The 14,935-nt window shown below is 68.8% G+C and carries 10 protein-coding genes; 1 reads left to right on the top strand and 9 read right to left on the bottom strand.

Annotated elements, in window-relative coordinates:
* Nucleotides 1-3 precede the first annotated feature (3 nt).
* The 8 genes from AC07R7_RS06065 to AC07R7_RS06030 all read right to left on the bottom strand — a co-directional run bounded on the left by AC07R7_RS06065 (nucleotide 4) and on the right by AC07R7_RS06030 (nucleotide 12,537).
* Nucleotides 4-2,706: a DUF4118 domain-containing protein gene (locus tag AC07R7_RS06065; protein ID WP_494634505.1), complete on the bottom strand. Its 2,703-nt coding sequence runs from the start codon at nucleotides 2,704-2,706 to the stop codon at nucleotides 4-6.
* Nucleotides 2,707-3,285: a potassium-transporting ATPase subunit KdpC gene (gene kdpC, locus AC07R7_RS06060; RefSeq protein WP_492888006.1), complete on the bottom strand. Its 579-nt coding sequence runs from the start codon at nucleotides 3,283-3,285 to the stop codon at nucleotides 2,707-2,709.
* Between the two features lie 12 nt (nucleotides 3,286-3,297).
* Entirely contained in the window at nucleotides 3,298-4,002 is a 705-nt protein-coding gene (locus tag AC07R7_RS06055) for a TorF family putative porin (RefSeq protein ID WP_492888007.1), read from the bottom strand.
* 141 nt (nucleotides 4,003-4,143) lie between these two features.
* Nucleotides 4,144-6,213: a potassium-transporting ATPase subunit KdpB gene (kdpB, locus tag AC07R7_RS06050; protein WP_494634504.1), complete on the bottom strand. Its 2,070-nt coding sequence runs from the start codon at nucleotides 6,211-6,213 to the stop codon at nucleotides 4,144-4,146.
* A 19-nt stretch (nucleotides 6,214-6,232) separates the two neighbouring features.
* Nucleotides 6,233-7,942, bottom strand: coding sequence for a potassium-transporting ATPase subunit KdpA (gene kdpA, locus AC07R7_RS06045; protein WP_494634503.1), 1,710 nt, complete (start codon nucleotides 7,940-7,942; stop codon nucleotides 6,233-6,235).
* Nucleotides 7,943-7,955: 13 nt separating this feature from the next.
* Nucleotides 7,956-8,042, bottom strand: coding sequence for a potassium-transporting ATPase subunit F (locus tag AC07R7_RS06040; protein ID WP_492837570.1), 87 nt, complete (start codon nucleotides 8,040-8,042; stop codon nucleotides 7,956-7,958).
* Between the two features lie 404 nt (nucleotides 8,043-8,446).
* Nucleotides 8,447-11,503: a sensor histidine kinase gene (locus AC07R7_RS06035; RefSeq protein WP_494634502.1), complete on the bottom strand. Its 3,057-nt coding sequence runs from the start codon at nucleotides 11,501-11,503 to the stop codon at nucleotides 8,447-8,449.
* 254 nt (nucleotides 11,504-11,757) lie between these two features.
* Nucleotides 11,758-12,537: a response regulator transcription factor gene (locus AC07R7_RS06030; protein ID WP_494634501.1), complete on the bottom strand. Its 780-nt coding sequence runs from the start codon at nucleotides 12,535-12,537 to the stop codon at nucleotides 11,758-11,760.
* A 151-nt stretch (nucleotides 12,538-12,688) separates the two neighbouring features.
* On the opposite strand from AC07R7_RS06030, the gene AC07R7_RS06025 reads away from it, so the two are divergent.
* The gene (locus AC07R7_RS06025) at nucleotides 12,689-13,642 is read left to right on the top strand and encodes a LysR family transcriptional regulator (RefSeq protein WP_494634500.1); all 954 of its coding nucleotides are present in this window, start codon (nucleotides 12,689-12,691) and stop codon (nucleotides 13,640-13,642) included.
* On the opposite strand, the gene AC07R7_RS06020 is transcribed toward AC07R7_RS06025, so the two are convergent.
* A complete protein-coding gene (locus AC07R7_RS06020; RefSeq protein ID WP_494634499.1) occupies nucleotides 13,639-14,835 on the bottom strand; it encodes an MFS transporter in 1,197 nt (398 codons plus the stop codon). The genes AC07R7_RS06025 and AC07R7_RS06020 overlap by 4 nt on opposite strands.
* Nucleotides 14,836-14,935 lie beyond the last annotated feature (100 nt).

Raw genomic sequence — 14,935 nt, 5'->3', positions numbered from 1 at the left:
GTCTCACAGCAGATTGTGATGGGTGGGAATGGCCTTGGGCAGACTGATCAGCATCCGCGTGCCCTTCCCGTCGTGAATGGGGCTGGCGGCGGCGATGCGGCCCCCCATCGCGTCAATGAACCCCTTGGCGATGGAGAGCCCCAGACCCACCCCCTGGGTGCGATCGGTGGGTTCTTCCAGGCGTTGAAACTTGTCGAAGACGCGTTCGAGCTCGGCCGGCGGGATGCCCCTGCCCTCGTCCTCAATGCTGATCACGACATTGCCCCGGTCCTCGTAGGCGGCCATCTCGATCGCCGCCCCTGGCGGGCTGTAGGCGATGGCGTTCTCGAGGATATTGACCACCACCTGCTCGAGCAGGCTGGCGTCCGCCTGGACCAATGTCAGGTCGGTCGGAAAGTCCCGGGTAAGGGCGCGGCCGCCAAGACGTCGCGAGACCCGTTCGGCGGCGGCCGCCAGGACGTCGCGCACGTCGATCCAGTCGGTCCGCAGGCGCAGGGCGCCGCCCTCGAGCCGCGTCATGTCGAGAAGGTTGCCGACATAACGATTGAGACGTTCGGCCTCCTCGCCGATGCTGACCAGGAGGTCGTCGCGCGTATCGGAATCCATCGCCTTGCCATAGCTCAGCAAGGTCGAGGACGCGCCCAGCACGGTCGAGAGCGGCGTGCGAAGATCGTGGCTTATCGAGCTCAGCAAGGCCGAGCGGAAGCGATCGGCGCGCCGAAGGCTTTCGGTCTCGACGGCCTCGGCGGCGAGTTCGGCGCGCTCCAAGGCGGTGGCGCCCTGGTCGAGCAGGCCCAGGACCAGGCGCTCCTCGTCGGATCCCGAAGCCATCGCGCCCGCCTCGACACCGGCGACACCGATCCGGCCGCGCGCGCCCTGCATGGGCCAGAAGGTCCAGGCCGTGTGCGGCAGGGTGCTGGTGCCGGCGCCGGCGGCCTCGCCCTTCTCCCATGCCCAGCGCGCCGCGGCCATGGGCGCGGCCTGCAGCGGCTCGAGGCTCGGCGCTCCGGCGGCGGGCTCCAGTTCGCCGTCGCGCGACAGCAGGACGATGGCGCGCGCGCCAGCGGCGGCGGCGACCTGTTCAGCGAGCGCGCGCGCCACGGGCTCACGCGCGGAAGCGCCCGACAGGGTGCGGGCGGCGGCGAGGAGGGTGGAGACCGCCGCGGCGCGGCGCTGCGAGCCTCGCGCCTGATCCCGCACCCGCCCCGCCAAGCCGCCGGTCGCCAGGGCCACGGCCCAGAACACGAAAAGCGTCAGGAAATCCGTCGGCGATCCGATCTGGAAGCTGTAGCGCGGCGCGAGGAAGAGATAGTTGTAGACGAGGAACGCCACCGTCGCCGCCGCCAGAGCCGGCCGCAGGCCATGCTGCACGCCCGCCGCCAGGACGGCGGCCAGGAAGATCATCCCCAGGTCCACCCGGTCGAACGCCGTGTCCAATCCCCAGGCCGCGAGCGTGGCGATCGCCACGAAACCCGCGCCGGTCAGGTAGGCTTTCCAATTGTTCCGGGCGAAAGGCTCGCTCTTGACCACGGGGACGTCCGTCGTGTCGCGGGCGGCCTCGGTGACGACGTGGATCGCCGCGCCCCTGGCCTCGCGCAGCAGGGCGACGGCCAGGGAGCGCCCCAATCGTTCGCGCCAGTTGCGCTCGACAGATTTGCCGATGACGATCTGGGTGACGTTGTTGCGCCGCGCGTAGGCCATCACCGTGGCGACGATGTCATGGCCGTTCAGCGCCACCGTGAGGCCGCCAAGCTGCTCCGCGAGCTTGAGCGCCTCACGCAGGCGCGCGCTCCAACGGGCCGGCGGCGGGGCGCGATCGGTGCGCTCGACATGAGCCACCGTCCACGGCGCGTCCATCATCATGTCGGAGAGCCGGCGGCCGGCCCGCACGAGCGTGTTGGACATCGGGTCGCCGCTGACCAAGACGAGGATCCGCTCGCCCGCCGCCCAGGGGCCCTCGACGCCCTTCTCGCGCATGGCGGCGACCAGCTGGTCGTCGACGGTCTGGGCGGCGCGGCGCAGGGCCAGCTCGCGCAGGGCGGTGAGGTTCTCGACCTTGAAGAAGTTGTCGGCCGCCAGGCGCGCGGTCTCGGGCACGTAGACCTTGCCCGCCGCCATCCGCTCGCGCAGTTCGTCGGGCGTGATGTCCACGAATTCGATATCGTCGGCCCGCGACAAGGCGCTGTCGGGCACCGTCTCGCGCTGATGCACGCCGGTGATGCGCAGAACGACGTCGACCAGACTTTCCAGGTGCTGGACATTCAGGGTGGTCCAGACATCGATCCCCGCGGCCAGCAGTTCCTCGACATCCTGCCAGCGCTTGGGATGACGCGAGCCCGGCGCATTGGAATGGGCGTACTCGTCGACCAGCAGCACCTTGGGCTTGCGAGCCAGGGCCGCGTCGATGTCGAACTCCAGATAGGCGCGGCCGCGATGCTCGATCGGCCTGCGCGGCAGCACGTCCATGCCGCGCAATAGGCTCTCGGTTTCGCGCCGGCCGTGGGTCTCGACCACGCCGATCAGCACGTCGACGCCCTCGGCCTTGCGGCGTCGCGCGGCGCGCAGCATCTCGTAGGTCTTGCCCACGCCCGGGGCCATGCCCAGAAACACCTTGAGGCGCCCCCGGCCCGCCTTGTTGGCGGCGGCCAGGAGCGCCTCGGGATCGGGACGCCCGGGTTCGGTGTGGGAGCGATCCTCGGTCGGCAACTAACCGTCCTTCGGGAAACGCGCGTCGAGCGCCCGGTTGACGGCCAGGACGTTCACCGCCGGCTGGCCGATGAAGCCCAGTAGCGGCGCCTTGGTGTGGGCGTCAATCACGGCCAGGACCTCGCCGACGGGCACGCCGCGGGCCTTGGCCACACGCGGCGCCTGGAAGCGGGCGTTGGCCGGCGAGACGTCCGGATCCAGACCCGAGCCCGAGGTGGTGACCGCGTCGGCCGGGATCGCCACGCCGGGGTTCTCGGCCCGCAGCGCCGCGGCGTCGGTCTTCTCGCGCTCGATCAGCTTGTCGTTCAGCGGGCCCATGTTGGAGCCGCTGGACGCCGAGGCGTCATAGCCGTTGCCGGCCGCGGAGGGACGCGGGTGCAGGTATTCCGGCTTGCTGAAGGCCTGGGCGATCAGGGACGAACCGATGACCGTCCCCTTGGCGTCCTTGACCAGGCTGCCGTTGGCCTGGGCCGGGAACGCCGCCTGGGCCACCCCGGTCACGGCCAGGGGATAGGCCAGGCCCAGCAGTCCCATGAACAGGACGCTGGAGACGATGGCCGGACGAAGATGCGAGAGCATGATGGCGTCTCCTTAGAAGGCGGCCTTCAGCGAGATCACGGCGCGGCTGCCGTAGATCTTGCCGAAGCTGTGTTCGTCGGTGTCGTGGTAGCGCAGGTCGAGCGTCAGCGTGCTGTTCAGGGCGTAGGCCGCGCCGACGTTCCAGGTCGTGTAGTCGCCCGAACCCTTGTAGGTCTGGCGGCCGACGGCGGCCGAGACCGACAGCTTATCGATGACCGGATAGCTGCCGTTGAGCTCGTAATAGACGGCCTCGTCGGCGGCGCCGAAGCTGTCGGGGCTGTAGAACACGGCCGCGCCCAGGGCGCCCTTGCCAGCCGGGATCGAGCCGGCGGCCTTGAACTCGACATTGCCGTAGTCAGCGCCCTTCGGCGCGCCGGCGTAGCCGTAGTAGATCACGCCGAAGTCCAGAGAGGCCGCGCCCAGGGTCGGCTTGTAGCCGGCGTAGAGGTCGATCTCGGCGTCGGTCTTGTCGCCGAAATCGACATTGGACGCCCAGGTCCCGGCGTAGAATTTGCCGGCGGCCAGATCGACGCCGCCGAACACCTGCGGGTCTTCCTGGGTCTGGGAAACGCCGCGGAACACGTAGTCCGAGGCGACGCCGACATTGTAGCTGAGCGTGAAGGGCTTCTGAGCCGCGTCTTGGGCGGAGGCGGCTCCGGCCGAGAGGGTCAGGACGCCGGCGGCGGCGATCAGGGCGGGGAGAGCAAGCTTAGTCATGGCGGTCGTTCTTTCAGAACAGAATAGAGGGTGTTTTGGCGGATCAGGCGGCGGTGAAGGCCACCAGGAAGACCAGCACGATCGCCACGACCCCGAAGATCAGATCCCTGACCATCGGATTTGGGACGATCGGGCCGCGCATCAGGCCCATCCCAGGCTCGAGACGATCAGGTCGATCAGCTTGATGCCGGCGAACGGGGCGACCAGGCCGCCCAGGCCGTAGACCATCAGGTTGCGCGACAGGAGCTTGCCCGCGCCGATGGCGCGATACTTGACGCCCTTCAGGGCCAGCGGGATCAGGGCGACGATCACCAGGGCGTTGAAGATCACCGCCGACAGGATCGCGCTCTGCGGGCTGTGCAGATGCATGACGTTCAGCGCGCCCAGGGCAGGAAGGGCCACCACGAACATCGCCGGGATGATGGCGAAGTACTTGGCCACGTCGTTGGCGATCGAGAAGGTCGTCAGCGCGCCCCGGGTGATCAGCATCTGCTTGCCGACCTCGACGATCTCGATGACCTTGGTCGGGTCGCTGTCGAGATCGACCATGTTGCCGGCCTCGCGAGCGGCCTGGGCGCCGGTCTGCATGGCCACGCCGACATCGGCCTGGGCCAGGGCGGGCGCGTCGTTGGCGCCGTCGCCGCACATGGCCACCAGGCGTCCCTTGCCCTGCTCCTCGCGGATCAGCCGCAGCTTGTCCTCCGGCGTGGCTTCGGCGAGGAAATCGTCGACGCCAGCCTCGGAGGCGATGGCCGCCGCGGTGACCGGGTTGTCGCCGGTGATCATCACGGTGCGCAGGCCCATGCGGCGCAGGTCGGCGAAGCGTTCCTTGACGTTCGGCTTGACCACGTCCTTCAGGTGGATGACCCCGACGAGGACGCCATTCTCGCTGACGGCCAGCGGCGTGCCGCCCGAGCGGGCGATGCGATCGACGGCGGCGGTGACCTCCGCCGGAACCATCTTCGGATCCAGGGCCAGGGTGCGATAGACCGCGTCGACCGCGCCCTTGCGCCAGGACATGCCATTGGCGTCCAGGCCCGACTGGCGGGTGGTGGCGCTGAAGGCGATCGACGTGGCGTTCTGCGGCTCTTCGATGACGATCCCCTGGTTGCGGCCCAGTTCGACGATCGAGCGGCCTTCCGGGGTTTCGTCGGCCAACGAGGCGCTGATGGCGGCGCGCAGCGCTGCTTCGGGACGCACGCCGGGGGCGGCGATCACTTCGGTGGCCATGCGGTTGCCGAAGGTGATGGTGCCGGTCTTGTCCAGCAGCAGGGTGTCGACGTCGCCGGCGGCTTCCACGGCTCGGCCCGAGGTGGCCAGCACGTTGTGCTTCATCAGCCGGTCCATGCCGGCGATACCGACGGCGGACAGCAGACCGCCGATCGTGGTCGGGATCAGCGTGATGAACAGCGCGCCCAGCACGATGGGGTCCAGATTGACGCCCGAGAACTTGCCCAGGCCCAGCAGGGTGACCACCGCGATCAGGAAGATCAGGGTCAGGCCCGCCAGCAGCACGGCCAGGGCGATCTCGTTCGGCGTCTTGCGACGGTCCGCGCCCTCGACCATGGCGATCATGCGGTCCAGGAACGTCGAGCCCGGCTGGGCCGTGACACGGACCTTGATCCAGTCCGAGACCACCGTGGTGCCGCCGGTGACGGCCGAGCGGTCGCCGCCGCTTTCGCGGATGACCGGCGCGCTCTCGCCGGTGATGGCGGCCTCGTTGACGCTGGCCATGCCTTCGACGATCTCGCCATCGGTCGGGACGACGTCGCCGGCCTCGATCAGGATCAGCGAACCGGGGACCAGCTTGTGGGCCGGGGTCGGGGTGACGGCGCCGGTGGCCTCGTCGGTGATCAGCTTGGCGTTGGTGGTGACCCGGGTGGCGCGCAGGCTGTCGGCCGCGGCCTTGCCCCGCCCTTCGGCGACGCTTTCGGCCAGGTTGGCGAACAGCACGGTGGCCCAGAGCCAGCCGGCGATCTGCATAGCGAAGCCGGCCGGTTGGTGGCTGGCGATCGCCGCGACGGCCGAAACCGTCGACAGCAGAGCCACGATCCAGGTGGCGAAGATCACCGGATTGCCGGTGAGCTTGCGCGGGTCCAGCTTGACGAAGGCGTCCTTGGCCGCCCGGGTCATGATGGCCGGAGAGAGCCCGCCCGCCAGGGCGCCGGCCTTACGCCGGCCCTCCCCGGCGTGGGATTCGATGGTGGTCATGATGTAATCGCCTTTGCGATTAGTGGCCGGCGGTCACGGCGAGCACTTGGAAGTGCTCGACGATCGGACCGAGGGCCAAAGCAGGGAAGAATTGCAGGCCGCCCAGGATCAGGATCACCCCGGCCAGCAGGCCGACGAACAGGCCGCCGTGCGTCGGCAGGGTCCCGGCCGACGGCGCCAGCTTGGGCTTGGCGACCAGCGAGCCCGCCATGGCCAGGATGGCCACGATCGGCAGGAAGCGGCCCAGGGCCATGGCCACGCCGAGGGTGGCGTCCCACCAGGGCGCGTTGGCGGTCAGACCGGCGAAGGCCGAGCCGTTGTTGGCCGTGGCCGAGGTGTAGGCGTAGAGGATCTCCGACATCCCGTGGGGACCGCTGTGCATCAGGCCCTTCAGCGCCTCGGGCAGCACCGCGGCGATGGCTGAGAAGCCCAAGGTGGCGACCGGGATGGCCAGGACGGCCAGGATCGACAACTGCACTTCGCGGGCTTCGATCTTCTTGCCCAGGTATTCCGGCGTGCGACCAACCATCAGACCGGCGACGAAGACCGACAGGATGGCCATGACCACCATGACCGCGATGCCCGAGCCGATGCCGCCGGGCAGGATCTCGCCCAGGTGCATCAGGAACATCGCCATGCCGCCGCCCAGCGGCATCAGGCTGGAGTGCATGCCGTTGACCGAGCCGTTCGAGGCGCCGGTCGTGGCGGCGGCCCAGGCGGCTGTGGCCGGCGCGCCGAAGCGCACTTCCTTGCCTTCCATGTTGACGGCCGTCTCGACGCCGGCGGCCTGCTGAGCCGGCGGAGTCATGGTCTCGGTGGCGTAGATGGTCGCCGCGCCGGCGAACAGCAGCACGGCGGCCGCCAGGACCAGGGCGCGGACGTCCTTCTTGGCCAGGACCGAGCGGCCGAAAGCGAAGAAGGCCGCCCAGCCCAGCACGTTGATGGAGATCGCCGTGATCAGGTTGGTCAGCGGCGTCGGGTTCTCGAACGGGTGCGCCGAGTTGACGTTGAAGACGCCGCCGCCGTTGATGCCCAGCATCTTGATGGCTTCCTGCGAAGCCACGGCGTAGAGCGAGATCTTCTGCTCGGCGCCTTCCATCGTGTGGGCGGTCACGCCCGCCGACAGGGTCTGGGGGAGACCCAGGGCGACCAGCAGCACGGCCACGACGAACGAGATCGGCAGCAGCACATAGAGCGTGGTGCGGACCAAGTCGGCCCAGAAATTGCCGACGCCCTCGCCGCGGTTGGCCGTGAAGGCCCGCGCCAGGGCGGCGGCCACCGTCGCGCCGGTCGCGGCCGAGACGAAGTTCTGGGTGGTCAGCACCAGCATCTGACTGAGCGTCGACATCGTCGTCTCGCCCCCATAGCTCTGCCAGTTGGTGTTGGTGACGAAGCTGATCGCCGTGTTGAACGACAGATGCTCGGAAAGTCCGGCGAAACCCTGCGGATTCATCGGCAGCACGCCCTGCAGGCGCAGCACCGCGTAGACGAACAGAAAGCCGGTGAAATTGAACGCCAGCAGCGCGCCGGCGTAGCTCCACCAGCTCTGGCTCTTCTTGGAGTCCACGCCGCAGGCGGTATAGAAGAACGCCTCGAATGGCCTGAGCACCGGGTCAAGCCAGGTGCGCTCGCCGTTCCAGACGCGAGACATGTACGAGCCCAGCGGCCAGCCGATGGCGACCGCCAGGCCCAGCGTCAGGGCGATTTCCGCCCAACCTTGCCAATTCATGGGATGTGATCCGTCAGAACTTGTCCGGTCGCAGCATCGCCACGACCATGTAGACCGCGACGACGATCGCCCCGGCTCCCCAAAGCGCGCTCACCAGCATGGTCACAGGCGCCTCAACGCGGTGGCGAAGGCGGCGAAGGCCACGAACAGCCCCGTCCCCAGCACCAGGAAAATAAGATCGGCCATGGACAGCCTCCTGCTAAGTTGCGCGGAACAGACCATGGAGGCGCGTAAGGGCTCCATTCGGGAATTAGGAGCTGTACGTAAGCGCCGCATAAAGGTCGGGCCGGGGACTTGCGCTAGCCTTATGCCGATCCCGCCAAACCGCCCGACTTCCGTATGGATCGCTTACGGCCCTCGGCGGGAGGTCAAAGGGGCCGGAATCGCGCGCCGACCGCGCTGTCGGCCCGATGCGGGGCGGACGACGCCTCACGATCCAGACCTCGTCTTTGGAGACGCCCCGGCGCTGGTCGACCCGGGCGCCGGGCTTGGGACCACTGTCTCTCAGGGCTCGACGCCGTTGGACCGGCCGGGCCTCCAGAAATCTCTCCAGGCGCGCCGCCCGGCCGCATAGGCGACCGAGCTCGGGACGGCCAGCTCCACCATCGCGCCCACGCCGGCGCGGCCGCGGACCGCCAGGGTTCCCTGGATCTTCGCGGCCCGCTCTTGCATGCCGGTCAGGCCGTAGTGGCCGTCGCGACCGCCCGCGTCGAGCACGGCCTGGTCGATCCCCACGCCGTCGTCACGGACGCGCACGCTGAGTTCGCGCGCGCCGTAGGCGATCTCCACAACCACCGTCTTGGCGTCGGCGTGGCGATAGGCGTTGAACAGGGCTTCGCCGACGATCTTCTCGATCTCGTCGGCGACCACCGGATGCAGAGCTCGCTCGGCGCCCGCGGTGATGACGGTGGTCTCCACCGAGCGATCGGGATCGGTGCGCTCGGCGACCGCGGCCAGCGTCATGGCCAGGTTGTCGCCCGACGCGGAACGCAGGCTTCTTACACGCTCGCGGGCCTCGACCATGATGTCCTCGGCCCGGTCCAGCGCCGTCTCGAGCTGTCCGCGCGCCGGCAGATCCATGGGCACTTGCCGACTGGCGGCCTGGAACTTCAGCATCAGGCCCTGAACGCCCTGCAACAGGGTGTCGTGGAGTTCGCGGGCGATGCGCTCGCGCTCGGCCAGGCGGTCCTGCAGGCGCAGTCGGATGCGTTCGGACACCTGGCGCAGGCGCAGCCTGTAGCCGAGCCAGGCGAGGCTCAGGAGCAAGAGCGCCGAGAGCGCCAGGAAGAGCCTGCTCTGCAGGAAGGTCGGCGGAAGCTCAACTTTGAGCATCGCGCCGTCCTCGTTCCAGACCCCGTCGTTGTTGGCCGCCTTGACCAGGAAGCGGTACCGGCCTGGCTTCAGGTTCGTGTAGAAGGCTTGCCGGCGCGCGCCGGGGTCGATCCAGCCACGGTCGACGCCCTCCAGCCTGTATTTGAATCTCACCCGTTCGGGCATGGTCAAACTCAAGGCGGCGTAGTCGATCTGGAGAGACCGCGCGCCCTTCGCCAGCACGACGTCCCTGGGATCCTTGATCGTCTTGCCGTCCACCGTCAGGGCGGTGATGCTGACCGGCGGCGGGAGAAGGTTTCGATAGAGATGGTTGGCGTCGATGGCGAAGACGCCCGAGGTCGTCGCCAGCCAGACACGACCGTCCCCGCCGACCGCGACCGCCCGGTCCAGCGCTCCCGTTCCAGAGCCGACCAGGCCGTCCAGGCGCGTGAAGGTTCGGGTCGCCGGCGTGAATCCAGGATCAGTGAAGGCGCGATCCAGGTCCAGGGACCCCACGCGCGTCACACCGCCCTTGGCCATGATCCAGGTCGAGCCAGCCGTCTGGCGCGCCAGACCGTTGACGTCTTCCAGCCACGGGAAGCGATCGTCACTGAGGAACCGGAGTCTGCCCGCGTCCCGTCGGGTGAGGCCGTTGCTGGAAACGACGACGGTGGACGCGTGATCCCGCCAGACCTGGACCATGTTGCCCGGGAAGAACCGATCGGCGCCGTAGTCCAGGGGCTTGAAACCCGAGGCGTCCGCTTCGAAGAGCCGTCGCCCCCGCACAAGCACCACCCGACCCGCCCCGGTCGCGACCACCGAACTGAAGCCCGGCGCTTCTTCGGTCGCGTAGGCGCGCCAGCCACGCCCATCGAAGCGCTGGGCGGGCTGGTCGTAGGCCGTGACCCAAAAGTCGCCGCTGTCGTCCACCGAACAGGTCGATGACCTGGACACCGGCGAGGGCGGCCTGAGCTCGGAGCGTCGCCCGTCCTTGACGCGATAGATCTGTCCGGACCGGCCCTCCCCTCGCGCGCCGATGACCCACAGCGTCCCGTCCGGCGACTCGCAAACGGCCCCTGGGTCGATGTCTTCCAGCCAGGGCTTGAGGCTTTGACCCGGTTCGGCCTTCAGAAGGACGCCGCGATCGCTGACCAGGACCGCGCCGCCGCGCGTCGCCGCCACGTTGTAGCCGTCGGGCGAGTCGGCGCCGACGCGCGGCTGGCGGATGACATTGGCGTGGCGAAAGCGATCGAGTCCGCCGTTGGTGCCGACCCAGATATTGCCTTCCCGGTCTTCGAACACCGACCAGGCCACATCGCCCGTGAGGCCCGCCTTGGCCGGAAAGGCTTCGGTCGGCTTCGAATCGGCCTCGACGTCCTTGCCGGCCGCCAAGGCGCGGACACGAAAGAGCCCGGCGCCGAACCCGCCGCCCCAAAGGTTCTGGTCTCTGTCGAAGATGACATGGTTCCAGCGCGAGGCCGTGCCGATCGCGAAGCGCGCGCCGGACGCGATACGGCCGGCGCGCGGATCGGAAAAGCGGCGCACGCCGAGGGAATCGGAAATCCACAGCTTGCCGTCCCCGTCCTCGGCCAGGCCCGGCCCAAGCCCGACCTGGGTGGCGACGGTGCGAATTCCGCGTTCGGCCGGCGGCAGATAGCCCAGCCAATGGTCCATGCTGAGCCAAAGCATGCCGGCGCGATCCACATGGAGACCGGTGACGATTCCCGAGGGTAGGCCCTCGTCGCGACCAACGAACCGCCAAGCCCCGTTCCGATAACGCGCCAACTGGGTCCCGGAGCTTCCCGTCGCCACCCAGATCGCGCCCTGACGGTCCTCGGCCAGCGCACGGACGGTCGCGCGGATGCGACGATGCTCAAGATAGGAAAACCGTCCCTTGTCGTAGAGTCCGACACCCCCAAGGTCGAAACCCACGACCAGCGCCCCCGCCCTGGTCACCAGCAAGGCGTTCACGCCCGACCCGTGCCCATGCTTGGGATTGGGGAGGACGACGCGTTCGAAGGCGACGCCGTCGTAGCGATAGAGGCCATCGTCGGCGCCCATCCAGAGAAAGCCGTCGGGCGTCTGGGTGACGACGCGCACCTCGGTGGGCGCGCCGTTGTCCGAGGTCCATCGCGTATGGGTGTACTGGCCCAGGCCGCGCGCGGGATCGAGCGCGCGAGCCGGGCTCGCGGCTTGGGCGATCAACGCCGTGGCGGCGATCAGTCCGATGCGTTTTGAACCCAGCCCCACGTCGAACGTCCCCAGGCGCGATGCAATCCTAGCTCCCGCGACGACCTTGTGAATCGACGCTCGCCGGACGACAAATAGACGAGGTTCGCGTCCGTGGCGCCCTTGATCGCGCCGTGGACGCCGCAGGCGCCTGGCCATTGCTCGTTCCGCAAGCGCATCCTGGCGCTTTGCCTCATCGGTGACGACGCCTGTTCGATCGACGGCGCCCTGACGGGCTTCGGGTCATTCGCCCGTCGAAATGACGGGCGGCCGGCTCAGATCTGGATGATCCCGCGGCGATGTCCGACCGTGACGGCCTGGGTGCGGTCATCGACGTCGAGCTTGTTGAAGATGCTGCGCAGATGCCCCTTGACGGTATCCTCGGAGAGCGAGAGCGCGCGGGCGATCTCCTTGTTGGCCTGTCCCGCCGCCACGCACTGCAGAACGTCGATCTCGCGTTCGCTCAGCGCATCGCCCGCCGCGTTAACGGCGATCTCCTGCGCCACTTCGGACTGGATGTGGCGGCGACCGGCGTGGACAGTGCGGATGGTGTCGATCAGCTCGCGGCGCAGGCTGCTCTTGAGGAGGTAGCCGCTCGCGCCAGCCTTCAGCGCCCGGAGCGCCTGAGCGTCGCCTGAATAGGTCGTCAACACGATGATCCTGGCGTCGGACGCTTCCGCGCGGATCGCCTTGATCGCGGCCACCCCGTCGAGGCCGGACATCTGCAGGTCCATCAGCACGATGTCGGGTCGCAGTTCAGCAAACCGCGCCACGGCTTCGACCCCGTTCGTGGCCTCCCCGGCGACGGCCATGTCCTCTTCACCGCCAAGCACGGCGGCGACGCCTTCGCGCAGCATGGGGTGATCATCCACGATGAGGACCGAGATCTTCTCGCCGATCGCCATCACCCCGCCTTTCGCCGAAAACGCCCGCATCCATTTAGCCGGGTCCCGGGCCTTGGCGATATCGAAAGGGTCATCGGGGGGACACCCGTTCGGAGCTTTGCCGGGAGGACGACCGACGTCTTCGCGCGAGAGCCGCCGCATTTCGCGCATGTCGCAGCGCCAACGAAGCCATGAGCGCCTGAAACCTTCTTCCGACCGAGAGGCCAGCGCCTTCCCGAACGGACCCTGATCATTATAGACAGTTTCCCGCGCGATCCGGTCAATATCGGGACCTTGCTTGCGACTGACGCAAAGGTGAGACATGGACAGGTTCGCGACCCTCAGCGCCTTCGTCACGGTCGTCGAACATGGCGGCTTCGCGCCGGCCGCCCGACGATTGGGCGTTGCGCCCTCGTCCCTGACACGGCAGGTCAACGCGCTTGAGGCGCACCTGGGGACGCTTCTCCTCAACCGGTCGACCCGCAACGTCACCCTGACCGACGCCGGCGCCCTCTATCTCAACGAGGCCCGCCGGATCCTCGATGAACTCGACAACGCCGACCGGACGGTGAGCGAGCGCGGCGGGCCGCCGAGCGGGCTTCTGCGGCTGACACTGCCCGTCGCGTTCGGGCGGCTCCACGTCGCCCCGATGCTGCCGGCCTTCCTGCGGCGATATCCCGAGCTACGCCTGGAGGTGCTGGCCACCGACGCCGTCAGCAATCTCGTCGAGGATCGCATTGACGTGGCCGTGCGGCTCGGTGCGATGAGCACCTCCAGTCTGATCGCCCGCAAGCTCGCGCCGCATCGGCGGGCGGTCTGCGCCAGCCCCGCCTATCTCGCCGAACATGCAGCGCCGCGCACGCCAGCCGACCTGATGAGTCACAGCTGCCTGATCTACGAGTACTTCAACGGCGACAGCACCTGGACCGTGGCGCGGGGCGGCAGGCGCGAGAAGGTGGCGGTCAGGGGGACGCTGCGCTCCAGCGGCTCGGAGGTCCTGCGGGAAGCCGCGCTCGGCGGCGTCGGCCTGGCCCTCCTCCCGACCTGGCTGATCGGCGGCGATATCGCCACGGGGGCTCTGGTTCCGGTCCTGGACGGATGGACCGCCAGCCCGAACGCCGAGGAAGGCGCGATCTGGGCCGCCTATCCGCCGAACCGTCGCGGCGTCAAGAAGGTCGCCTGCTTCCTGGACGCCCTGGCGCGCCACATCGGCGCGCCGGCCTATTGGGATCGGGGCGTTCCGGCGTCCAGCGCCGAAGACGCCCTCTCCAGCTAGGAGCGCGCCGCGCGGACGCGACGGCTGAAGCCGAGCGCCTGCAGGGCGGTGCTGAGGACGCCCAGAGCCACGCCCAGCGCCGTCACGGCGGTCCAGCCGCCGGCTTGCCAGGCCGCGGAACCGGCCGCGGAGCCGAAGGCGCCGCCCAGGAACATCGAGCCCATCAGCACGGTGTTGAGACGCGCCCGCGCCTCGGGACGCAGCGCGAAGGCGATGTGCTGATTGGAGACCAGGGCCGACTGCATGGCGAAGTCGAGCACGATGACGCCGACGATCAGACCCGCCACCGAGGTCCAGACGCCAAACAGCACCCAGGAGACCAGGATCAGGATCGAGGCGAGCGCCACCACGGGCTTGGGGCCGCGCCTGTCGGCGAACCGGCCGGCCAGGGGCGCGGCGAAGATGCCCACCGCCCCGACGACGCCGAAAAGGCCGGCCACATCCGCGCCCAGATGGTAGGCGGGCGACTGCAGCCGGAAGGCCAGAACCGTCCAGAACACCGTGAACGCCGCGAAGATCAGGGCCTGGGTGAAGGCGGCCAGCCGCAGGGCGGGAAACTCTTTCCAGAGGTCGCCGATCGAGGCCAGGAGCTTGCCGTAGCCGAGCTTGGAGTCGGGCGCCACGCGGGGCAGCGTCATGAACATGACCGCTCCGGCGATCAGGGCCATCGGCGCGCCGAGCCAGAACATCTCGCGCCAGCCAAAATGCGTGGCCACGAAGCCGGCGAGCGTGCGGCTGAGCAGGATGCCGGTGAGGATGCCCGAGAGCACCGTTCCCACCGTCGCCCCGCGCTTTTCGGGCGAGGACAGATGCGCGGCGAAGGGCACGATCTGCTGGGCGACCGTCGAGGCCAGGCCCACCGCCAGGGACGCGAGCACGACCAGGGCCGCGCTGGGGGCGAGGGCCGCCAGCACCAGGGCCAGGGCCAGGACGACGAACTGGACGCCGATCTGCTTGCGCCGGTCGATGATGTCGCCCAGCGGGACCAGCAGGAAAAGTCCGGCGGCGTAACCCAGCTGCGTGGCGGTCGGGATCAGGCCGGTCAGAGGGCCGGGAAGATCCTGCTCGATCAGCCCCAGCATGGGCTGGTTGTAATAGATGTTGGCGACCGCGACGCCGGCGGCGGCGGACATCGCGAAGGTCATCAAGGATGACAGGCCTTTACGGGCCGGTGCGTCGAGGAGGTTGGGCACGGCAAAAATCTCCAGCATGAGGCCTGCGGAACTATCTAGCGCCGATCCGGAAGAAGATAATTGAACCAATTCGCCGTTCTTCTTTGCGTACTGCGCAAAA

It is taken from the genome of Caulobacter sp. GW821-FHT05F04, from assembly GCF_059419665.1.
The sequence above is the reverse complement of the archived record's forward strand: the minus strand, read 5'-3'. Positions and strand labels throughout refer to the sequence as shown.

What these genes read in the sequence shown, in the direction of transcription:
- kdpC (WP_492888006.1), bottom strand. Translation starts at nt 3,285, where the DNA reads ATGCTCTCGCATCTTCGTCCGGCCATCGTCTCCAGCGTCCTGTTCATG.
- AC07R7_RS06055 (WP_492888007.1), bottom strand. Translation starts at nt 4,002, where the DNA reads ATGACTAAGCTTGCTCTCCCCGCCCTGATCGCCGCCGCCGGCGTCCTG.
- kdpB (WP_494634504.1), bottom strand. Translation starts at nt 6,213, where the DNA reads ATGACCACCATCGAATCCCACGCCGGGGAGGGCCGGCGTAAGGCCGGC.
- kdpA (WP_494634503.1), bottom strand. Translation starts at nt 7,942, where the DNA reads ATGAATTGGCAAGGTTGGGCGGAAATCGCCCTGACGCTGGGCCTGGCG.
- AC07R7_RS06040 (WP_492837570.1), bottom strand. Translation starts at nt 8,042, where the DNA reads ATGCTGGTGAGCGCGCTTTGGGGAGCCGGGGCGATCGTCGTCGCGGTC.
- AC07R7_RS06030 (WP_494634501.1), bottom strand. Translation starts at nt 12,537, where the DNA reads ATGCGCGAAATGCGGCGGCTCTCGCGCGAAGACGTCGGTCGTCCTCCC.
- AC07R7_RS06025 (WP_494634500.1), top strand. Translation starts at nt 12,689, where the DNA reads ATGGACAGGTTCGCGACCCTCAGCGCCTTCGTCACGGTCGTCGAACAT.